The sequence below is a fragment of the Aerolutibacter ruishenii genome, from assembly GCF_007830115.1.
In the GTDB taxonomy this organism is placed as follows: Bacteria; Pseudomonadota; Gammaproteobacteria; order Xanthomonadales; family Xanthomonadaceae; genus Aerolutibacter; species Aerolutibacter ruishenii.
Genome location: NZ_VLKP01000010.1, coordinates 122,543 through 143,197 on the forward strand (window position 1 = coordinate 122,543; position 20,655 = coordinate 143,197).

Annotated in this window: 23 protein-coding genes; 18 read left to right on the forward strand and 5 right to left on the reverse strand. The window is 68.7% G+C overall.

All coding sequences use genetic code 11. From position 1 onward, the window contains the following. The first annotated feature begins 11 nt into the window (after positions 1-11). Entirely contained in the window at positions 12-1,457 is a 1,446-nt protein-coding gene (locus IP93_RS12270) for a M16 family metallopeptidase (RefSeq protein ID WP_144816121.1), read from the forward strand. Between the two features lie 152 nt (positions 1,458-1,609). Here IP93_RS12270 and IP93_RS12275 read toward each other — a convergent pair whose 3' ends face one another. Then, a complete protein-coding gene (locus IP93_RS12275) occupies positions 1,610-2,038 on the reverse strand; it encodes a hypothetical protein (protein WP_144816123.1) in 429 nt (142 codons plus the stop codon). A 152-nt stretch (positions 2,039-2,190) separates the two neighbouring features. On the opposite strand from IP93_RS12275, the gene IP93_RS12280 reads away from it, so the two are divergent. Continuing rightward, a complete protein-coding gene (locus tag IP93_RS12280; RefSeq protein ID WP_144816125.1) occupies positions 2,191-2,673 on the forward strand; it encodes an acyl-CoA thioesterase in 483 nt (160 codons plus the stop codon). 78 nt (positions 2,674-2,751) lie between these two features. Here IP93_RS12280 and IP93_RS12285 read toward each other — a convergent pair whose 3' ends face one another. Together IP93_RS12285 and IP93_RS12290 are read right to left on the reverse strand one after the other, a co-directional pair. After that, entirely contained in the window at positions 2,752-3,435 is a 684-nt protein-coding gene (locus tag IP93_RS12285; RefSeq protein ID WP_425480049.1) for a C40 family peptidase, read from the reverse strand. A gap of 116 nt (positions 3,436-3,551) precedes the next feature. Then, complete coding sequence (locus IP93_RS12290; RefSeq protein WP_425480052.1) at positions 3,552-4,049, reverse strand: C40 family peptidase; 498 nt, start codon at positions 4,047-4,049, stop codon at positions 3,552-3,554. A 236-nt stretch (positions 4,050-4,285) separates the two neighbouring features. On the opposite strand from IP93_RS12290, the gene IP93_RS12295 reads away from it, so the two are divergent. The 3 genes from IP93_RS12295 to hutG all read left to right on the forward strand — a co-directional run bounded on the left by IP93_RS12295 (position 4,286) and on the right by hutG (position 7,087). Then, positions 4,286-4,765: an FKBP-type peptidyl-prolyl cis-trans isomerase gene (locus tag IP93_RS12295; protein WP_144816126.1), complete on the forward strand. Its 480-nt coding sequence runs from the start codon at positions 4,286-4,288 to the stop codon at positions 4,763-4,765. A gap of 181 nt (positions 4,766-4,946) precedes the next feature. Further along, positions 4,947-6,203, forward strand: coding sequence for an NAD(P)/FAD-dependent oxidoreductase (locus tag IP93_RS12300; RefSeq protein WP_144816127.1), 1,257 nt, complete (start codon positions 4,947-4,949; stop codon positions 6,201-6,203). Between the two features lie 77 nt (positions 6,204-6,280). Further along, positions 6,281-7,087 carry an N-formylglutamate deformylase gene (hutG, locus tag IP93_RS12305; protein WP_242006856.1) on the forward strand — a complete coding sequence of 269 codons (807 nt, stop codon included), beginning with the start codon at positions 6,281-6,283 and terminating at the stop codon, positions 7,085-7,087. Positions 7,088-7,208: 121 nt separating this feature from the next. On the opposite strand, the gene parE is transcribed toward hutG, so the two are convergent. Further along, entirely contained in the window at positions 7,209-9,098 is a 1,890-nt protein-coding gene (parE, locus tag IP93_RS12310) for a DNA topoisomerase IV subunit B (RefSeq protein WP_144816128.1), read from the reverse strand. 235 nt (positions 9,099-9,333) lie between these two features. On the opposite strand from parE, the gene IP93_RS12315 reads away from it, so the two are divergent. The 10 genes from IP93_RS12315 to IP93_RS12360 all read left to right on the forward strand — a co-directional run bounded on the left by IP93_RS12315 (position 9,334) and on the right by IP93_RS12360 (position 17,802). Beyond that, on the forward strand, positions 9,334-9,591 hold the full coding sequence (locus IP93_RS12315) for a hypothetical protein (RefSeq protein WP_144816129.1): 258 nt from the start codon (positions 9,334-9,336) through the stop codon (positions 9,589-9,591). A gap of 275 nt (positions 9,592-9,866) precedes the next feature. Next, on the forward strand, positions 9,867-10,532 hold the full coding sequence (locus IP93_RS12320; RefSeq protein WP_144816130.1) for a hypothetical protein: 666 nt from the start codon (positions 9,867-9,869) through the stop codon (positions 10,530-10,532). A gap of 159 nt (positions 10,533-10,691) precedes the next feature. Continuing rightward, positions 10,692-12,350, forward strand: a complete 1,659-nt coding sequence (gene pyrG, locus IP93_RS12325; RefSeq protein ID WP_144816131.1) for a CTP synthase — start codon at positions 10,692-10,694, stop codon at positions 12,348-12,350. A 52-nt stretch (positions 12,351-12,402) separates the two neighbouring features. Then, the gene (kdsA, locus tag IP93_RS12330) at positions 12,403-13,236 is read left to right on the forward strand and encodes a 3-deoxy-8-phosphooctulonate synthase (protein WP_144816132.1); all 834 of its coding nucleotides are present in this window, start codon (positions 12,403-12,405) and stop codon (positions 13,234-13,236) included. Positions 13,237-13,337: 101 nt separating this feature from the next. Further along, positions 13,338-14,624: a phosphopyruvate hydratase gene (eno, locus tag IP93_RS12335; protein WP_144816134.1), complete on the forward strand. Its 1,287-nt coding sequence runs from the start codon at positions 13,338-13,340 to the stop codon at positions 14,622-14,624. A gap of 15 nt (positions 14,625-14,639) precedes the next feature. After that, positions 14,640-15,023 carry a cell division protein FtsB gene (gene ftsB / locus IP93_RS12340; RefSeq protein WP_144816136.1) on the forward strand — a complete coding sequence of 128 codons (384 nt, stop codon included), beginning with the start codon at positions 14,640-14,642 and terminating at the stop codon, positions 15,021-15,023. Next, a complete protein-coding gene (ispD, locus tag IP93_RS12345; protein WP_144816138.1) occupies positions 15,020-15,736 on the forward strand; it encodes a 2-C-methyl-D-erythritol 4-phosphate cytidylyltransferase in 717 nt (238 codons plus the stop codon). The genes ftsB and ispD overlap by 4 nt, the downstream gene beginning before the upstream one ends. A 53-nt stretch (positions 15,737-15,789) precedes the next feature. After that, the gene (gene ispF / locus IP93_RS12350) at positions 15,790-16,272 is read left to right on the forward strand and encodes a 2-C-methyl-D-erythritol 2,4-cyclodiphosphate synthase (protein ID WP_144816140.1); all 483 of its coding nucleotides are present in this window, start codon (positions 15,790-15,792) and stop codon (positions 16,270-16,272) included. Between the two features lie 16 nt (positions 16,273-16,288). After that, positions 16,289-17,431: a tRNA pseudouridine(13) synthase TruD gene (gene truD, locus IP93_RS12355; RefSeq protein ID WP_144816142.1), complete on the forward strand. Its 1,143-nt coding sequence runs from the start codon at positions 16,289-16,291 to the stop codon at positions 17,429-17,431. Positions 17,432-17,553: 122 nt separating this feature from the next. After that, positions 17,554-17,802, forward strand: a complete 249-nt coding sequence (locus tag IP93_RS12360; RefSeq protein WP_144816144.1) for a hypothetical protein — start codon at positions 17,554-17,556, stop codon at positions 17,800-17,802. Positions 17,803-17,805: 3 nt separating this feature from the next. Here IP93_RS12360 and IP93_RS12365 read toward each other — a convergent pair whose 3' ends face one another. Further along, positions 17,806-18,351, reverse strand: a complete 546-nt coding sequence (locus IP93_RS12365; RefSeq protein ID WP_144816146.1) for a Smr/MutS family protein — start codon at positions 18,349-18,351, stop codon at positions 17,806-17,808. A gap of 169 nt (positions 18,352-18,520) precedes the next feature. Between IP93_RS12365 and surE the strand changes: the two genes are divergently transcribed. Genes surE through IP93_RS12380 form a run of 3 tightly spaced genes read left to right on the forward strand, consistent with a single transcriptional unit; the run spans position 18,521 to position 20,654 of the window. Further along, the gene (gene surE / locus IP93_RS12370; RefSeq protein WP_144816148.1) at positions 18,521-19,315 is read left to right on the forward strand and encodes a 5'/3'-nucleotidase SurE; all 795 of its coding nucleotides are present in this window, start codon (positions 18,521-18,523) and stop codon (positions 19,313-19,315) included. Next, positions 19,312-19,989, forward strand: coding sequence for a protein-L-isoaspartate(D-aspartate) O-methyltransferase (locus IP93_RS12375; protein WP_144816150.1), 678 nt, complete (start codon positions 19,312-19,314; stop codon positions 19,987-19,989). The genes surE and IP93_RS12375 overlap by 4 nt, the downstream gene beginning before the upstream one ends. Before the next feature lie 2 nt (positions 19,990-19,991). Further along, positions 19,992-20,654, forward strand: a complete 663-nt coding sequence (locus IP93_RS12380; protein ID WP_144816152.1) for an exopolysaccharide biosynthesis protein — start codon at positions 19,992-19,994, stop codon at positions 20,652-20,654. The last annotated feature ends 1 nt before the right edge of the window (position 20,655 follow it).

A 20,655-nucleotide genomic window follows, 5' to 3' on the forward strand; every position in this document is an offset into this window, starting at 1 on the left:
GCGCGACGATCATGACGATTGCCAAGACCCCGATCGCCACCGCGATCTCCAAGCTGTTGGTTGCCGCCGCGTTCACCACCGTGCTGGCGTCCACCGCCATCGCCGGCCCCAAGGCCCAGCTGCCCAAGGACCTGCCCCCGTACGCGCCCGATGGCGTGCTGCCGGTAGCGGACATCGCGCAGAAGACGCTGGCCAACGGCATGGCCGTGTGGGTGGTGCCGCGTGATGGCCTGCCGCGCGTGGACTACGTGCTGGCCCTGCGCGGCGCCGGCTTTGCCGCCGACGCTGCCGACAGCCCGGCGTTCGCCACCATGCTTGCCGGCCTGCTGACCGAGGGCACCGCCCAGCGTGACTCCAAGGCCATTGCCGAGGCCGCGCAAGGCTTCGGCGGCAGCGTGGGGGCCGGCGCAGGCAACGATGGTGTGACCCTGTTCGGCAACGCGCTGTCCTCGCATCGCAAGGGCATGCTCGACCTGCTCGCCGAGGTCGCCCGCCAGCCTTCGTTCCCGGAGAAGGAAGTGAAGCTGGCCCAGGCCAACGCACTGCAGGGGCTGAAGGCGGCCGAGGCGCAGCCGGGCTTCAAGGCGACGCGCGCGCTGCTGGCCGCCACCTATGGCGACCACCCGTACGCCCGCGTCCAGCCGACCGAGGCCGGCATCACCGCCGTCACCGCCGACAAGCTGCGTGGCGAGCATGCACGCCGCTTCCGTCCGGAGCGTGCGTTGCTGGTGATCACCGGCAAGGTCACGCCGGCCGAAGGCTTCGCACTGGCCGAACGCGCATTCGGTGACTGGAAGGGCATCGGCACGGCGCCGGCCGAGGTGGCGGCGGCGCGCCGCGAGGCCCAGCCGTCCCACGTGCTGATCCAGCGCGACGGCAGCGTGCAGTCCTCGCTGGCGCTCGGTCGCCCGGCCATTGCGGCGACCGATGCGGACTACATCCCGGCGCAACTGGCGGGCATCGTGCTCGGCGGTGGTTTCAGCAGCCGCGTGATGCAGAACCTGCGCGAGGACAAGGGCTACACCTACGGCGTGCGTGCCGGCCTGGCCGCAGCACGGGCGGGTGGCCGCATCTCCGCCGGTGCCGACGTGCGCAACGAGGTCACCGGCGCGGCCATCAAGGAATTCTTCCACGAGTTCGACCGGCTGGGCACCGAGCCCGTACCGGCCACCGAACTGGAAGACACCAAGCGCTACGTGGCCGGTGGCTACCTGATCACCAACCAGATGCAGGGCGCGGTCGCGGCCACGCTGGCCAACAACTGGCTCTCGGGATTGCCGGCAGAGTTCCTGGGCCAGTACGTGCCGAAGATCCGCGCGGTGGACGCCGCACAGGTGCAGGCCATGGCGAAGAAGTACTACGCACCCAGGGACCAGTCGATCATCGTGGTCGGTGATGGCAAGGCGGTGGCCGAGCAGCTCAAGCCGTACGGCGAGTTCGAACGTCGCGGCAAGTAAGCCGCCGCGTCGAAAGGTGCAATGGAGAAGCCGGCCCATGGGCCGGCTTTTTCATGGTGGGCTGGAAAGGCCCGACCCGGGAACGTGCTTGGAAGGGGCCGGGGTGGGCCTGGCGTGAGCCTGCGGGAACCAACGGTGCCCGCCGTGGCCGGTCACAGCTTCGGCAGCAACTTCGGCCGATGCACCAGCCGCGCCGCCAGCAGGGCCGCGGGAATGGGCAGCAATAATCCCGCCGCCGCCAGCCATGTGGTGTGCGGCCCCCGTACGATCATCGCCACCACGCCCGACATGACCACCAGCGCGACGAATACCGCCGCCGCATTCTGGTGTCGGGCGATCTTCGCTGCGGCCAGGCCCCCGGTGAACGCGCCCGCCACCCAGGCCAGCGCCAGCACCACCTTGCCCATGGCCGGCAGCTCCAGCACGAACCGGGCGAACGCCGCCTCGTGTTCCGGGTTCGTCGGGTCGAGGCCGGGCGGGGGCGGGTAGGCCAAGTGGCCGATCGCCTCGATGCCCATGATCGTGAGGAACATCACCACCGTGCCCACCACCATGCCAAGGATTGTCCGGCCCATCACCATGCCCCCTGTGTGAGTGGCCAGCATGGCCGCGGTCGGGCCGCCCCGCAACCTGGCAGGCGGTCTCCCGCGGGCGCCGCGGCGCGCACACGGGCGGATTCCGTCCACTCCGCCATAATGCGCAGCACCCTCCACTGCCTGCATGGAACCCGCCAATGAGTGGCCAGCAACGCGAACTGACGATGCGCTTCCTCGCCGAACCCACCGACGTGAACTACGGCGGCAAGGTGCACGGTGGCATGGTGATGAAATGGATCGACCAGGCCGGCTATGCCGCGGCCGTGGGCTGGAGCGGTCATTACAGCGTCACGGTGGCGGTGGGCGGCATCCGTTTTGTCGCCCCGATCCACATCAGCGACCTGGTCACCGTGCGCACCAAGCTGGTCTACACCGGGTCCAGCAGCATGCACTTCGCGGTGGACGTGAAGGCGCGCGACCCCATGGGCGGGGAAGAGCGATTGTGCACCCACTGCATCATCGTGTTCGTTGCGATGGGGCAGCAGGTCCCGGCACGACCGGTGCCCGTGCCCCCCTGGACGCCCACCAGCGAAGACGACCAGCGCCTGGCCGAGTACGCACTCAAGGTGATGGAGCTCAGCAAGGGCATCGAAGCGACGATCGAGGCGATTGCCGGCTGATCGACGGTCGGTCAATCGCAAAGGCCGCCCTTCGAGGCGGCCTGTCCTTGTCTCTTCCGGGGTCTCCGGCCAGTCCGCTCAGATGCCTTCGACGCGCCGGGCTTCCATGAACTTGCCGCTCCAGTAGCCGGTCTCCAGGCTGGACACGGTCACGTCCTTGCCCTTGCTGGGGGCATGCACGAAGCGGCCTTCGCCCACGTAGATGCCCACGTGGTCCACCCGGCCCTTGCGGCCGAAGAACACCAGGTCGCCCGCGGCCAGTTGTGCGCGGTCGCTGATGGCGCGCCCGGTCTGGGCCATGTCACGGGACACGCGCGGCAATTCGATCCCCAGGGCGTTGCGGAACACGTAGCCCACCAGGCCGCTGCAATCGAAGCCGTCCGGCGTGGTTCCGCCCCAGCGGTATGGAGTGCCCAGCAGGGCCAGCGCGCGCGACAGCACCGACTTCACGCCGGTTGACGGGGCCGCGTCGGCCTCGGCGCGGTGGGCCAGGCCCGCGCCAGGGACCAGCAGGCGGTTCAGATCGCCGGCCAGCATCAGGGCGCGGTCCGAAAAGCTGGGGGAGTCGCTGACGCTGGTACGCGGGGCCGGGGCGTCGGCCGAATCGGCTGCCATGGAGCCCGCGACCTGGGGCGGCTGGGCGAACGCAGGCGCGGCCGCAATGGCCAGCACCAGCGGCAAGAAGAGTCGGGCAAGCCCACGCGTGGCGTGGTTGGAGTTGGCGGCGGAGAGGCTGCCGTGGCGAGATTTGGGATTCGTCACGCGGTCATCACTGGGTCGTCACGCCGCGATCATGCCTTCCGGATCGGTTCATTTGGTTCATAAATCGTTAAATTGTCGTTAATACCCAGGCTGGATGTCGCAAAACCTGTCGGATGTCACTCCAGCACCCGTCGGGCGCCGCTGTAGTGATCCCGCCAGTAGTGCCCGTCCAGATGGTCCAGCCGGACCGTCCCACCGGTTGTCGGGGCGTGCACGAAGCGGCCTTCGCCCACGTAGATGCCTACGTGGTTGACCCCCGAGCGGTTGCCGAAGAAGACCAGATCGCCCGCCGCCAGCCGCTCGGGCTTGATCCGGTCGCCCTGGTACTCGGCCAGTGCCCGCGAGGTGCGCGGCAGGTTGAGGGCCAGCACGTCGCGGTAGACGAAGTTCACCAGTCCGCTGCAGTCGAAACCGCCGTCCGGGGTGTTGCCGCCCCAGCGATAGGGCGTGCCGACCAGGCTGATGGCGCGCATCAGCACCGCATTGGCGGCCACGGGGTCGGATGGGGCCACCACGGGCCAGTGGCGAGCGGCGGGTGGCGCGGCGGGACGGACCGCCTCCTTGTGGCCGCCGCAGCCGGCCATCGCCAGCGCAAGCAGCAGGGCGGTGGGCAGCAGGCGGAATCCCCGGCGGACCGACGGGCGCGCAGCGTCGGGAATGGCGCAGCCGGGCCCGCGTGCTGGCGCGGGGGCGAGCTTGCCGGGATAATGCGCATCCTTCGTCACGGCCAACAGCTTGGCCGGTCACGACGGGCCCGGCAACCCCGGGTCACCGCCTGGCGGCCGCAACCGCGGCCCCGCCTGCCTTCCCTTCTGCCGCCTGCCGGCATCCAGCCCCTGCGAAGACCGCCATGAACATCGAGAAAGACCGCGTCGTCCTGTTCCACTACACCGTTTCCGAGCAGGGCCAGGAGCCGCTGGAGTCGTCCGAGGGCCGTGAGCCGCTGGCCATCCTGATCGGCCACAACAACATCATCCCGGGCCTGGAGAAGGCGATGGAAGGCAAGGCCGCCGGCGACAAGTTCGAGGTGGATGTGGCCGCCACCGATGCCTACGGCGAGCGCCGCGAGGGCATGACCCAGCGCGTGCCCAAGAAGCACTTCCAGGGCGCGAAGCTCGTTCCGGGCATGCAGGCCGTGCTGCCGACCAACTTCGGTCCGCGCGCGGTGACCATCCAGAAGGTGGGCATGAGCGTGGTCGACGTTGACCTGAACCACCCGATGGCCGGCAAGGACCTGCACTTCGCCATCGAGATCGTGGAAGTGCGCGAAGCCGCTGCCGAGGAAATCGAGCACGGTCACGTGCACGGCACGGGCGGTCACGAACACTGATCCATGGTGTCGCCGGCAGGCTGCCGGCGTGCCTTGCCCTGCAACGGCCCGCACCCGCGGGCCGTTGCCGCTTCCGGGCCATCAAGGATGCGCCGCGTGCGTCCGCCCGGAGCACCGGTTCGCCGAATGTCGGATCCGACGTGGTTGCTGCGGCCGCCCACTCAATCCGTACACTTTGCCCATGGAACAACGTGATGACGTGGTGGTGGTGGGCGCGGGCGTCTCGGGCCTGGCCAGTGCGCTGGCCCTGCTGGAGGCCGGCCGCGGGGTACGCGTGATCGACGCTGGCAGGGTGGGGGGCGGTGCCTCGCACGGCAACTGCGGCACCATCACCCCCAGCCACGCCCCCCCGCTGGCGGCGCCGGGCACGGTGTTGAAGGCATTGAAGTGGATGCTGACGCCGGATGCCCCGCTGTACGTCCCGCCGCGCCTGGACCCGCGGCTGTGGCAGTGGTTCCTGCATTTCGCGCTGCGCTGCAACCAGCGCGACTGGGAGCGTAGCGCCCGCGCGAAGGCGACGATGCTGAACGATGCGCGGGCGCGACTGCCGCGGCTGATCGAGCGCCACGGGTTGGCCTGCGAGTTCATGGAATCAGGCGAGGACTATGTGTTCCGCGATGCCGCCGCGTTCGCCCAGGGCCAACGCGAACTGGCCCTGCTGCGCGAGCTCGGGATCGACGTGGAACTGATCGACGGCCCCGCCTATGAGGCGCAGGAACCCGCGGTGAAGCCGGGCATGGCCGGTGCCATCCGCTTCTCCGGCGATGCCGCGCTGCGCCCGGACGTGTACGTCGCCGAACTGGCGCGTGCCGTGCGCGCACTCGGCGGCGTCATCGACGAACAACGGCCACTGCAGGCCATCGACACCGCTGCGGACGGCATGCGCATCGAAACATCGCAGGGTGCGTTGCACGCGCGGGATGTCGTCATCGCCACCGGTGCCTGGTCGCCGCGGCTGGCCCGGGTGATCGGCGTGCCGGCGCTGCGCCGTGCGATGCAGCCGGGCAAGGGGTATTCGATCACCTACGCACCGCCAGCAATGGTGCCGCGCCGCCCGCTCGTGCTGCGTGAGCGCTCGGTGTGCGTCACCGCGTGGCGCAGTGGCTTCCGCCTCGGCAGCACCATGGAATTCTCCGGCTTCGACGACACGCTCAACGCGCGCCGCCTCGGTGCGCTGGAACGCGGCGCAGCCGAGTACCTGCACCAGCCCGTCGGACCCGAGGTACGCGAGCGCTGGTTCGGCTGGCGGCCGATGTGCGTGGACGATGTGCCCATCATCGGTCGCGTCCCCGGCCGCCCCGGCCTGTGGCTTGCCACGGGCCACGGCATGATGGGCGTGGGCATGAGCGCGGCGACCGGACAACTGGTCGCGGACCTGGTCACCGGCCAGCCCCCTGCGCTCGACCCGGCGCCCTACCGGGTCGAGCGACTGCGCTGATCGCCTGCCCGGCAACGCGGGAGCGGCCCGCGCATGCGGCTTAAACTGTGCGGCGACCTCCGTGACCAATGCCTGCCATGCCCCCTGACACGATCAGCGACACGTTCACCCTGCATCGCGGCACCGAGCCACTGCTGGTAAGCCTGCCGCACGATGGCAGTGCGATTCCTGCAGCGCTGGCCGAACGCATGACGCCCGAAGCGCGACGCGCCCCCGACACCGACTGGCACGTCTCGCGGTTGTATGCCTTCGCCCGCGACCTGGGCGCGTCGATGCTGGTGCCCAAGTACTCGCGTTACGTGGTTGACCTCAATCGGCCGGAGGATGACACCTCGCTGTACCCGGGGCAGAACACGACGGGCCTGTGCCCGGCCGTGCGTTTTACGGGTGAGCCGGTGTACCTGGAAGAGCAGGCACCGTTACCCGACGAAGTGTCGGCGCGCTTGGAAACCTACTGGCGTCCCTACCATCTGGCCCTTGCGGAAGAACTGGCGCGGCTGAAGACCGATCACGGCCGTGTGGTGCTTTGGGAAGGCCACTCCATCCGTGGCAGCGGTTTGCAGTTCCTGTTCGAAGGCCGCTTGCCGGACCTCAACCTGGGCACCGCTGCGGGTGCCAGTTGCTCGCCTGCGGTGCAGCAACGGCTGGAGGCCGTGCTGGGTGGGCAGGGCGATTACGACTGGGTGGCCAACGGCCGTTTCAAGGGCGGCCATATCACTCGCCACTACGGCCGCCCCGGTGAGGGCGTCGACGCGGTGCAACTGGAAATCAGCCAGCGCAACTACATGGACGAGGATTCGTTCGAGTATGACGAGGCCAAGGCCGGTCGTCTGCAGCGCGTGCTGCGTCCGATGCTGGAGGCGGCGCTGGCTGCGCTGCGTTGATCCAACCGCTTCGGCTGGATCGCCGCGCCACCAAGGCTCTCGCTAGCTGCACCACATCAACCCAACTGCCGCAACCAAGGTGGCGGCTTCACCAGATCTGCCTGCAAAGAATTGCCGGCAATCAGACTTCCAGCGACGCGAGGTCGCCCTTGGTCTCCAACCACGTCTTCCGATCGCCCGCCCGCTTCTTCGCCAGCAGCATGTCCATCAGCGAGTGCGTCTGGCTGTTGTCGTCCACCGTCAGCTGCACCAGGCGGCGCGTGTCCGGATGGATCGTCGATTCGCGCAATTGCGACGGATTCATCTCACCAAGACCCTTGAAGCGCGTGACGTTCACCGCCCCGCGGATTTTCTCGCGCTCGATCTTCTCCAGCAGGATGCGCTTCTCTTCCTCGTCCAGCGCGTAGAACACCTGCTTGCCCACGTCCACGCGGAACAGCGGCGGCATCGCCACGAACACGTGCCCGGCCGCGACCAGCGACGGAAAATGCTTCAGGAACAGCGCCGTCAGCAGCGTGGCGATGTGCAGGCCGTCGGAGTCCGCGTCGGCCAGGATCACCACCTTGCCGTAGCGCAGCCCGCTCAGGTCGTCCTTGCCCGGATCGCAGCCGATCGCCACTGCAAGGTCATGCACTTCCTGCGAGGCCAGCACGCTGCCCGAGGCCACTTCCCACGTGTTGAGGATCTTGCCGCGCAGCGGCAGGATCGCCTGGAAGTCCTTGTCGCGCGCCTGCTTCGCGCTGCCGCCGGCCGAATCGCCTTCCACCAGGAACAGCTCGGTGCGCGACAGGTCCTGCGCGGTGCAGTCGGCCAGCTTGCCGGGCAGGGCGGGGCCCTGGGTGACCTTCTTGCGGGTCACCTGCTTCTCGGTCTTCAAGCGCGCCGACGCGCGTTCGATGGCCAGCTGCGCGATCTTCTCGCCCAGTTCCACGTGCTGGTTGAGCCAAAGCGTGAATGCATCGTGCGCCGCGCCTTCGACAAAGCCCGCGGCCTGCCGCGACGACAGCCGCTCCTTGGTCTGCCCGCTGAACTGCGGATCGGTCAGTTTGATGCTGAGCACGAAGGCCACGCGGTCCCACACGTCCTCCGGCGCCAGCTTCACGCCGCGCGGCAGCAGGTTGCGGAAGTCGCAGAACTCGCGCAGCGCCTCGGTGAAGCCGGTGCGCAGGCCGTTGACGTGCGTGCCGTGCTGCGCGGTGGGGATCAGGTTGACGTAGCTCTCCTGCACCAGCTCGCCGTCGGGCACCCACGCCACCGCCCAGTCGGCGGTTTCGGTTTCCTTGGTCAGCTTGCCGACGAACAGCTCCGGCGGCAGCAGCTCGCGGCCTTCAAGTTCACCGCGCAGGTAGTCGCGCAGGCCGTCCTCGTAGTACCACTCCAGCTTCTCGCCGCTGGCCTCGTCGAACAGCTTGACCGTCAGGCCGGGGCACAGCACCGCCTTGGCGCGCAGCAGGTGCTTGATCGCGCGCAGGTTGAACTTCGGCGTGTCGAAGTACCTGGCGTCCGGCCAGAAGCGAACGCGGGTGCCGGTGTTCTTCTTGCCAACGCTGCCGACCACTTCCAGCGGCGTGGCGCGGTCGCCATCGCGGAAGGTCATGCGGTATTCATTGCCATCGCGCTTGATCAGCACTTCCACCAGCGTGGACAGCGCGTTGACCACGCTCACGCCCACGCCGTGCAGGCCGCCGGAGAACGCGTAGTTCTTGTTGCTGAACTTGCCGCCGGCGTGCAGGCGGGTGAGGATCAGTTCCACGCCCGGGATGCCTTCCTCCGGGTGGATGTCCACCGGCATGCCGCGGCCGTCGTCGGAGACCGCGCAACTGCCATCGCCGTACAGGGTCACTTCAATGGTCTTCGCGTGGCCGGCCAGCGCCTCGTCCACCGCGTTGTCGATGACCTCCTGCGCCAGGTGGTTGGGGCGGGCGGTGTCGGTGTACATGCCCGGGCGGCGCTTGACCGGGTCCAACCCGGACAGGACTTCGATGTCGGCGGCGTTATAGCGGTTGTTCATGCGGGTACTGCCGATGGCGTAGGGGCGAGCGGAGCGGCGAGGATGGCGAGGCGGGCCGGGCGGGTCAAGCGCGGCGGGGCCAGTGTGACGGGGCCAGTGTGGACCACGCGTATCGCAAGCACTGAGATGGGGACTCATTCAGGCAGCGGCCACCCGCTTATGGATAACCTGTCCATGTCACACAACGATGCGACCGACGTCGGCCCGCCGGGCCACCCGCCGCAACGGAGGCCTCATGACATTTCGCAAGCTCCTGATCCTTGGCCTGGTCGTGACCGCCCTGATGGGCTCGGTGGCGGCCATGTCGCAGCAGGCCGTGCCCACGCAGCCTGAACCCGCCAAGGCCGATGCCGCGAAGGCCAAGGCCGAAGCAGAACGCAAGCAGGCCGAGGCCAGGCAGAAGGCTGAAGCCGGCAGGGCCAAGTCGGCCAAGGCCGCCGAAGCCCGCAAGGCCGTCGCCGGTCAGGATGAGCCGGAGGAAGAGGGTCGCTGAACCCCGCTTCCGCGCCAGAACGCCCCCAACGCCCCGGCAAGTCCGGGGCGTTATTGTTTCCGTTGTCGGCCATTCAGACAGCGCGGGGTGCGTAAGTGCCTGTAAAAAAAGGAAGTGCGCTACGTCTCCGCCTCGCGAAGCCAGCCGGCAATCCGGGAAATCCCTCATTCGCGATTCGTGATTCATCGGCCGGCGGGGCAAGGCTGCATAGCGTCGGCATGTCGTCGACGGCGATCGCCGCGACACGCCCCGAACCATAGCGAAGGAGTTCCACCATGAAGCAGCGCACGTATCTCCTGTCGATTCTTCTCGCCACTGCCGTGGCCCCCGTCGCGTCCGCCCAGGTGCTGGGTGGCGGCGTGAACATCGGCGGCGGCGCCGGCATCCAGGCCGGCCCGGTCAATGTCGGTGGCGCTGCCAACATCCGCACCGACGTCGGCGCGGAAACCCGTGCCGTTGAACGCACCTCCCGCGCTGCGCGCCGTGCCGCCGCCCGGGCCGAGGCCGAAGGCCGGGCCACGGCCGAAACCTCGGTGGCCACCGGTGCCCAGGTGGCCGGTGCCGTTGCTGGAACGGCCCAGGCGGCCGGCGCGGCTGCCGCCCAGGGTGCGGGCCAGGCCGCCGCTGGCGGTGCCACTTCCGGTCGGGGCCTGACCCAGGCTGCGGCCGCCCAGGCTGCCCAGGTCAACGCTTCTGCGTCGGCCGATGCATCGGCCAACGGTGCACTGCACGCCAACCACAACGCCGTGACCGCAGTGTCGGGCAATGCCTCCGCAGCAGCCAACAGCGCGCTGACCGGTGAGGCGGGTCGCGCCGTCGACACTGCCAAGGCCGACAAGGACGAGGCGTCCGCGTCGTCGGAAGGCCGCCAGCGCGCCGAAGGCAAGGCGACCCGCGAAGGCAAGGCCGGCAAGCGCAATCGTGATCGCAACGAACCCTGATCACAGGGTTCTCCCGCACGCAGCACACCCATCTCGGCCCGGCTCGTCCGGGCCGAGGTTCGTCTGGAGGGCGGCGTTCTTGTTCAAGGCGCGGAAGTCAACCGGTCGCGGCGCGGCCCGCCGTCCGGTAAACTACGGCTTTCCAGCGCCCCTATCTCCATGACTCCCCTGATTTTTGTCACCGGTGGCGTGGTGTCCTCGCTTGGCAAGGGCATTGCGGCCGCCTCGCTGGCAGCCATCCTCGAAGCGCGCGGCCTGCGCGTGACGATGATGAAGCTCGACCCCTACATCAACGTCGACCCGGGCACCATGAGCCCGTTCCAGCACGGCGAGGTGTACGTCACCGACGACGGCGCCGAGACCGACCTGGACCTGGGCCACTACGAGCGCTACCTGCGCACCCGCCTGAGCCGCAAGAACTCGATCACCACCGGCCGGATCTACGAGAACGTGATCCGCAAGGAGCGCCGTGGCGAGTACCTGGGCGGCACCGTTCAGGTCATCCCGCACATCACCGACGAGATCAAGCGCTGCATCGTCGAAGCCACCGAAGGCTTTGACGTGGCGCTGGTCGAGATCGGCGGTACCGTGGGCGACATCGAGTCGCTGCCGTTCCTGGAGGCCATCCGCCAGATCCGCACCGAGCGCGGGCCGGACAAGGCCATCTTCATGCACCTGACCCTGGTGCCGTGGATCGCCGCGGCCGGCGAGCTGAAGACCAAGCCGACCCAGCACTCGGTCAAGGAGCTGCGCTCCATCGGCATCCAGCCGGACATCCTGCTGTGCCGTTCGGAGCAGCCGCTGCCGGACAGCGAGCGCCGCAAGATCGCGCTGTTCACCAATGTGCCGGAGCGCGCCGTCATCTCGGCGGTCGACCTGCCCAACATCTATCGCATGCCCGGGCGTTTCCACGACCAGGGCCTGGACGACATCGTCATCGACCGCCTGCGCCTTCCGGCCGGTCCCTGCGACCTGGCCGAGTGGGACGCGGTGGTCGACGCCAGCGAACACCCGGTCGACGAGGTCACCATCGGCGTGGTGGGCAAGTACGTCGACCATCAGGATGCGTACAAGTCGGTGGGCGAGGCGCTCAAGCACGGTGGGCTGCGCCAGCGCACCAAGGTCAACCTCAAGTGGCTGGAATCGACCGACGTCGAGGAGCAGGGCGGCAAGGTGCTGGAAGGCATCGACGGCATCCTGGTGCCGGGCGGCTTCGGCGACCGCGGTTTCGAGGGCAAGGTGCTGACCGCGCAGTACGCCCGCGAGCAGGGCGTGCCGTATTTCGGCATCTGCTACGGCATGCAGGCGGCGGTGGTGGATTACGCGCGCCACGTGGCTGGCCTGGAAGGCGCCAACAGCACCGAGAACGACAAGGCCACGCCGCACCCGGTCATCGGCCTGATCACCGAGTGGCGCACCGCCGCCGGCGAGGTCGAGCGCCGCAGCGAGGACAGCGACCTGGGCGGCACCATGCGCCTGGGCCTGCAGGACCAGCGCATCAAGCCCGGTACGCTGGCCCACGCGATGTACGGCAAGGACATCGTTGGCGAGCGCCACCGCCATCGCTATGAGTTCAACAACCGCTACCTCAACCAGCTGGAAAACGCCGGCCTGGTGTTCAGCGCCAAGTCGATGGACGAGACGCTGGTGGAGATGGTGGAACTGCCGCAGGCAAAACACCCGTGGTTCCTGGCCTGCCAGGCGCACCCGGAATTCCTGTCCACCCCGCGCGATGGCCATCCGCTGTTCGTCGGCTTCATCCGCGCCGCGCGCGAGCACAAGGCGGGCGGCAAGCTGCTGAAGGAAGCAACGGCGTGATCACTCTCGCCATCCACACCGTGATGACGATGACCCTCAAGGAGCGTGCCTGATGAACCTGTGCGGTTTCGAGGTCGGCCTCGACAAGCCGTTCTTCCTGATCGCCGGCCCGTGCGTGATCGAGTCGATGCAGCTGCAGCTCGACACCGCCGGCACGCTCAAGGAAATCACCTCCGAGCTGGGCATCCCCTTCATCTTCAAGTCCAGCTTCGACAAGGCCAACCGCACCTCGGGCACCAGCTTCCGCGGCCCGGGCCTTGAGGAAGGCCTGAAGGTGCTGGCCGAGGTCAAGCGCCAGCTCGGCGTGCCGGTGCTGACCGACGTGCACGAGTACACCCCGATGGACGAGGTCGCGGCCGTCGTGGACGTGCTGCAGACCCCGGCGTTCCTGTGCCGCCAGACCGACTTCATCCAGAAGGTCGCGCGCGCCGGCAAGCCGGTGAACATCAAGAAGGGCCAGTTCCTGTCGCCGTGGGAAATGAAGCACGTGGCCGAGAAGGCCTTGGCCACCGGTAACAAGGACATCATGGTCTGCGAGCGCGGCGCCAGCTTCGGCTACAACAACCTGGTCAGCGACATGCGCTCGCTGGCGGTGATGCGCGACACCGGCTGCCCGGTGGTGTTCGACGCCACCCACAGCGTGCAGCTGCCCGGCGGCGCCGGCGGCAGCAGCGGCGGCCAGCGCGAGTTCGTGCCGGTGCTGTCGCGCGCGGCGATGGCGGTGGGCATTTCCGGCATCTTCATGGAAACCCATCCCAAGCCCGAGGAAGCGCTCAGCGACGGCCCCAACGCGTGGCCGCTGCCGAAGATGCGCGCGCTGCTGGAAACGCTGCTCGACCTCGACCGCATCACCAAGAAGAACGGCTTCCTCGAGGCCAGCGTGTGAATGTCCCGGGCGCGGTTGCGTTGTAACCGCGTCCGCGCCGCTGTCCGCGGAATCGTTTTCGAATACCAACTTCCCTAAAAGCCAGGAACGTCAGTACACCGATGACCACGATCGCCAAAGTCCACGCCCGCGAGATCCTCGACAGCCGCGGCAACCCCACGCTGGAAGCCGAAGTCACCCTCGCCGATGGCAGCTTCGGCCGCGCGATGGTGCCCTCGGGCGCCTCGACCGGCACCAAGGAGGCCGTGGAACTGCGTGACGGCGACAAGACCCGTTACCTGGGCAAGGGCGTGCGCAATGCCGTGGCCAACGTCAACACCACGATCGCCGCCGCGCTGGCCGGCTTCGATGCCGCCGACCAGGCCGGCCTGGACAAGCGCCTGATCGACCTCGACGGCACCGAGAACAAGGGCCGCCTTGGCGCCAACGCGCTGCTGGGCGTGTCGATGGCCAACGCCCATGCCATGGCCGCCTCGCGCAAGCAGCCGCTGTGGCAGTACCTCGCCGGTGGCCGCGACGTCGCGCTGCCGGTGCCGATGATGAACATCATCAACGGCGGCGCGCATGCCGACAACAACGTCGACATGCAGGAGTTCATGATCCTGCCGGTGGGCGTGGGCAACTTCGCCGAGTCGCTGCGCGCCGGCACCGAGGTGTTCCATGCGCTGAAGTCGGTGCTCAAAGGCCGCGGCCTGGGCACGGCGGTGGGCGACGAGGGCGGTTTCGCCCCCGACCTGCGCAGCAACGAGGAAGCGCTCGAGACCATCCTCGAGGCTATCGGCAAGGCCGGTTACAAGGCCGGCGAGGACATCCTGCTGGGCCTGGACGTGGCCTCCAGCGAGTTCTTCGAGAACGGCAAGTACAACCTCACCGGCGAAGGCAAGCGCCTGACCAGCGAGCAGTTCGTCGACTTCATGGCCAACTGGTGCGCGCAGTACCCGATCATCACCATCGAAGACGGCATGTCCGAGCACGACTGGGCGGGCTGGAAGCTGCTGACCGAGCGCATCGGCAACAAGGTGCAGCTGGTGGGCGACGACCTGTTCGTGACCAACCCGCGCATCTTCAAGGAAGGCATCGACCAGGCCGTGGCCAACGCCATCCTGATCAAGGTCAACCAGATCGGCACGCTGACCGAGACGCTGGAAGCCATCGCCATGGCCGATGCCAACCAGTACGCGGCCATCGTCTCGCACCGCTCGGGCGAGACCGAGGACACCACCATCGCCGACATCGCCGTGGCGACCACCGCGACGCAGATCAAGACCGGTTCGCTGTGCCGCAGCGACCGCGTGGCCAAGTACAACCAGCTGCTGCGCATCGAGGAAGCCCTCGGCGCCGCCGCGAAGTACGCCGGTCGCGACGCGTTCGTCTCGCTGAAGCGTTAAGGGCCCAGTCGCCGCATGCGCTGGATCCGGGTCCTGCTGGTGGCGCTGGTCGCGCTGCTTGTGTTCCTGCAGATGCGCCTGTGGTTCGGGGAGGGCGGCAGCCGTTCGGTGGCCGACCTCCAGCAGAAGGTCGAAGCGCAGGCCCGCGAGAACGGCGGGCTGAAACAGCGCAATGATGCGCTGGCGGCGGAAGTCGAGGACCTGAAGTCCGGCGAGGCCGCGGTCGAGGACCGCGCGCGCAGCGAACTGGGCATGATCAAGCCCGGCGAGACGTTCTACCGCGTGGTGGAGCCGCAGGGTGCAGGCGCGGCATCCGATGGTGGTGCCGATGACTCCGGAGCCCCTGCCGACGTTGCCGGAGAGTCTGGGTCCGACGGCGAAGGTCGGCCTGCGCCGTGAGTGGAGCGACCGTCTGGGCAGTGGTTCCCGCGGCAGGGCGCGGCACGCGCTTTGGTGGCGAGGTGCCCAAGCAATACCTGCAGGCGGCGGGCAGGCCGTTGATCGAGCACGCATTGACCACGCTGCTGGCCCATCCCCAAGTGGTGGGTGCAATGGTGGCGCTCGCGGCTGACGACGCGCGTTGGCCGGGATGGACTTCGCTGCAGGGCAAGCCGGTGCTGTGTTGCGTAGGGGGCGGTGAACGCGCGGATTCGGTGTTGGCCGCGCTCGACGCGCTGCCTGCCGATGCCCCCACCAACGCGCTGGTGCTGGTCCACGACGCCGCCCGGCCCAACCTGGCGGCGGATGACCTCGACCGGCTGATCGCGGCGGCCACCGCGCATGCCGACGGCGCCATCCTCGGCGCTCCGGTGCGGGACACGCTCAAGCGCGCGGACACGGAATGCACCATCGTCGCCACCGAACCGCGCGAAGGACTATGGCGCGCCTTCACCCCGCAGGCGTTCCGTCGTGACGCGCTGTCCGCCGCATTGCGCGCCGTGCGTGCGTCAGGCGTGCTGGCCACCGACGAAGCCATGGCGATGGAACGTGCCGGCGCACGGCCGCTTCTGGTCGAGGGCCGCGAAGACAACCTCAAGGTCACCACGCCCGCCGATCTCGTGCTGGCGGACTACCTTCTTTCACGCAGGGCCAGTGTCGGCGCAAGCGGATGACAGGCGATGCAACGGATGCGGCAACCGCAACCCACACCACGCAGGGGCAGGGCATGAATTTCCGCATTGGCCAGGGCTACGACGTGCACACCTTCGGCGACGGCGACCACGTCATGCTGGGCGGCGTGCGGGTGCCGCACGAGCGCGGCATCGTCGCCCATTCCGATGGCGACGTGGTGATCCATGCGCTGTGCGATGCCATGCTCGGTGCGCTGGCGCTGGGCGACATCGGTCGACATTTTCCGCCCGGCGACCCGCAGTGGAAGGACGCCAACAGCCTGCTGTTCCTCCGCCACTGCAACGGGCTCATCGCCGGGCAAGGCGGCTGGCGTGTCGGCAATGCCGACATCACCGTCGTCTGCGAGCGGCCCAAGGTCGGGCCCCACGCCGATGCGATGCGTGCGTTGCTGGCGGCCGAGCTGGGCATTGGTCTCGATGCCGTGAGCGTCAAGGCGACCACCAGCGAACGCATGGGGTTCACCGGCCGCGGCGAAGGCATAGCCGCCATGGCCGTGTGCCTGCTGGTCAAGGCGTGATGCCGGCATGATGTCCATGACTGGCACTACGCCCGACGCCCCCGCGCCAGCCGACGAACCTGCAGTGCATGCGGCCGGCACAAGCACCGCCCACGAGCCTGCGCAGGCTCCCCCGACCGGCAGCCTGCCCACCGCCCATGGCGCCCCGGTATTGCGCGCACGGTTCCGGGCCACCCCGGAAGACTTCTTCGTCGAGGAGATCGCCGGCTTCGAGCCGTCCGGCGCGGGCGAACACCTGTTGCTGGCCATCGAAAAGCGCGGCATGAACACCGCCTTCGCGGCCAAGCGCATTGCCGCCTGGGCGGGCGTGGGCGAGATCGCCATCGGTTACGCGGGCCTGAAGGACCGGCATGCGGTCACCCGCCAGCGCATCAGCGTGCACCTGCCGAAGAAGGTGGCGCCCGACCTGGCGCTGCTGCAGTCCGATGACCTGCACGTGCTCGAGCACCAATGGCACTCGCGCAAGCTGCCGCGTGGCGCGCTGGCGGGCAACCGCTTCGCGCTGGTGCTCCGTGGCGTGGAAGGCGACCACGCAGCCATCGAGGCGCGTCTGCAGCGCATCGCGGAGCAGGGCGTGCCCAACTATTTTGGCGAGCAGCGCTTCGGCCGCGAGGGCGACAACGTCGCGCAGGCACTGGCGATGTTCCGCGGGCGCCGGGTGGCACGCGAGAAGCGCGGCCTGCTGCTGTCGGCGGCGCGTTCCGAGCTGTTCAACCGCGTGCTGGCCGCACGCGTCGAATCCGGTACCTGGCAGCAGCCGCTGGACGGCGAGGTGTGGATGCTCGATGGCCGCCGCAGCGTGTTCGGTCCCGAACCAATGACCGACGACCTGCGCCGCCGCCTGGAGGCCTTCGACATCCATCCCACGGGGCCCCTGTGGGGGCGTGGCGAGCTGCGCAGCCAGGGCGAGGTGGCAGCCCGCGAGCAGGCAGCACTAACAGATGATGTCGCGATGTCGTTGCGCCGAGGCCTCGAGAAGGCCGGGCTGGACCAGGAGCGTCGCGCGCTGCGCCTGCGCCCCGCCGCGCTGGCGTGGGAATGGTTGTCCGCGGACGTTTTGGCGCTGCGCTTCGAACTGCCTGCGGGCACCTATGCCACGTCGGTACTGGCCGAGCTCGGCGAGGTCACCGATGCATCCCGCGTGCCCGCCAACGGCTGAGCAGCGACCGCTTGTCGGCGGCGGTCCGACGGCACTGGCGGTGGCGGATCGACGGCGTATAAGCGCAATGAGGGACGGTATCCACCGCTCCGCATTGATCGCGTACACCGGGAGGTGTCGTCATGAAGGCAGGCATCGTATCGATGATCGCAGTCCTGGCCGTCGCGTCCACGGCGGGCTGCAGCAGCATGCAGAAGGAGTCCGGTTACGTGGCACCCCAGCCGGTGCCATCGTTGCAGGACCGGGACACGGCCTACATCGCCGCGGTGGAGCAGATCGCCCAGCGCCGTGGTATCGAAGTGGTATGGGTCAACCCACCCACCAAGCGCCCCGCGGCCCGGACCGGCGACCCGCGCCAGGCCATGCGTTGAGCGTCAACGCCGCTTCGGCGGCGCCAGCAGCACCACCACCGCTCCGGTGCCGCCCTGCGCAGGCGGCGCCGAGTGGAACGCCAGTACGTCCGCGCGGTGCCGCAGCATCCGGTCGACCAGGTTCTTGAGTACCGGCGCGCCCTCGCTTTGCCGTCCCTTGCCGTGGATCACCCGCACGCAGCCGAGCCCATGCCGGCGGGCGTCGTTGAGGAACGCGCGCAGCAGGGCTTCGGCCGTGCGCGCGTCGGTGCCGTGCAGGTCCAGTTCCTCCTGGGCGGAAAGCTCGCCCCGCTTCAGCCGTTGCCAGGTGCGGGCAGGCAATTCGTCCCGCCGGTAGGCGAGGGCGTCCCCGGCCTCCAGCAGGCTGGCATCCAGTGCGTGGCGGAAGGTATCGCGGGCGGCCTGTTCGTCCAGTTCGGCCATGCGTGCACGCGGCCGCGGCTTGGGCGCGGCGGGCGGCACGGGCGCGTCGTCCAGCCGGCGCACGTCGCCGATCGCGCTGATGAACAGCGCGTGGTCGTCGTCGGAGGGTTCATGCTTGCGTGCCATTCCCAGAGCCTAGCGCGCCATGCCGACAACGCAAGGCGAAGTGCGGCCGAGCAGGCAGGGCGGCCATTCGTCATCGGCTATGATGGTCCTTCGGCCGCCCGCCGCTGCGTCGACGCGCGCACGGCCCAGGGCCCATTCCCCCAGGCGATACGAGGTTTTCCGCGAATCCATGCGAGTACTGGTCAGCAACGACGATGGCGTTGATGCGCCGGGCATCCGCGCATTGGCGCAGGGCCTGCGCGCCGCCGGCCATGAGGTGCTGGTGGTGGCGCCCGATCGCGACCGCTCGGGGGCCAGCAACTCCCTCACCCTGGATGGCCCGATCCGCGTGGTGCGGCTGGACGAGCAGACCTGGCGCGTGCACGGCACGCCTACCGACAGCGTGCACGTGGCCATTGCCGGCATGCTGGACGTCGAGCCGGATATCGTGGTGTCGGGCATCAACAACGCGCCCAACCTGGGCGATGACGTGATCTATTCCGGTACCGTCGCCGCCGCGATGGAAGGTCGCTTCCTTGGCCTGCCGTCGGTGGCGATGTCGCTGGTGACCCGCGACCACGAAGGCCGCCACTACGACACCGCCGCCCGCGCCGCCGCCGAGATCATCGCGCGCCTGACCAGTGATCCGCTGCCTGCCGACACCATCCTCAACGTCAATGTCCCCGACATTCCGTGGGAAGACGTGCGTGGTTTCGAAGTCACCAGGCTCGGCAACCGCCATCGCTCCGAGGCCTGCGTGCCGCAGCAGGACCCGCGCGGTCGCCAATGGTGGTGGGTGGGTGCCGCCGGCCCCGAGCAGGATGCCGGTCCCGGCACCGATTTCCATTCCGTGCGCACCGGCCACATCTCGATCACCCCTATCCAGATCGACCTGACCCGGTACCAGGCGCTCGAGCAGGTGGCGAGTTGGGTGGGGGGGCTGACCGACGCCCTGCGCAGCCACGCCGGGGAGGCCGCGCCGTGAGCGTGCGCATGCGCCTGCAGCCCGAGGCCCTCGGCTCCGGCCTGACCTCGCAGCGCGTGCGTGACCGCCTGGTCGAGCGCCTGCGCGAGAACGGCATCCGCGACGAGCGCGTGCTCAACGCCATCCGCACCGTGCCGCGGCACCTGTTCATCGATGAAGTACTCGCCAGTCGCGCCTACGAGGACACCGCACTGCCGATCGGGCAGGGGCAGACCATCTCGCAGCCGTGGGTGGTGGCGAAGATGACCGAAGCGCTGCTGGCGTGTGAGCCGAAAAAGGTGCTGGAAATCGGCACCGGATCCGGCTACCAGGCCGCGGTTCTGGCGGCGCTGGGCCTGGAAGTGCATACCGTCGAGCGCATCGGCGAGTTGCTGCGCACGGCGCGCAAGCGTTTCCGCCAGCTGGGCCTCAACATCCGCAGCAAGCACGACGACGGGCGCATCGGCTGGGCGGAGAATGGCCCGTTCGACGCGATCATCGTCACCGCCGCGGCGCCGTCGCTGGTCGAGGCGTTGACCGGGCAACTGGCGGTAGGCGGCATCCTGGTCGCGCCGGTTGGCGCGGCCAATTCCCAATCCCTGTTGTGCCTGCAGCGCGAAGCCGACGGCCGGATCACCCAGCAGACGCTGGGGGCGGTAGTGTTCGTGCCGTTGCTGTCGGGCATGGTCGATTGAGCATGAGCCAACACGACGCGTTCGCCGGCACCCAGGTTCCGCCCGCCTCCGCCTCGCTGGGCGAGCAGCTGGACCACATCATCCGCAACCTTCCCGAAGACAGGCTCACGCTTGGCGAACTGCTGCAGGTGTTCGGCGACGAAGGCCTGCTGCTGCTGACGATGCTGCTGACACTGGTGTTCCTGATTCCGGTGTCGATTCCGGGCGTGAGCACCGTGTTTGGCGCCGCCATCCTGCTGGTGGGCATCAGCCGGCTCAGCGGCCGGCCGTTGTGGCTGCCCGCGCGCGTGCGCGACCGCGCGTTGCCCGCTGACAAGCTTCGCCCGGGCCTCATGGGTGGACTGGGCTGGGTGCGCCGCCTGGAAAAGATCAGCCGGCCGCATCGCCTGCGTGTACTGGTCGACGGTCGGGCGCAGGCGATGTTCAACAACCTGGCCTTCATCCTGGCCGCGCTATTGTTGATGGCGCCCTTCGGGTTCGTGCCGTTCAGCAACACGCTCCCGGCGATCGCGTTGCTGTTCTACGCCGTGGGGCTGGTGCAGCGCGACGGCGTGGCCATGTTGCTGGGGCACCTTTCCAGCATCGGCACCATCCTCTACTTCAGCGTGCTGATTGGTGGCGGTGGCGTGGCGCTGCACGGATTGTGGCAGCGGTTGGCGGGCTGAG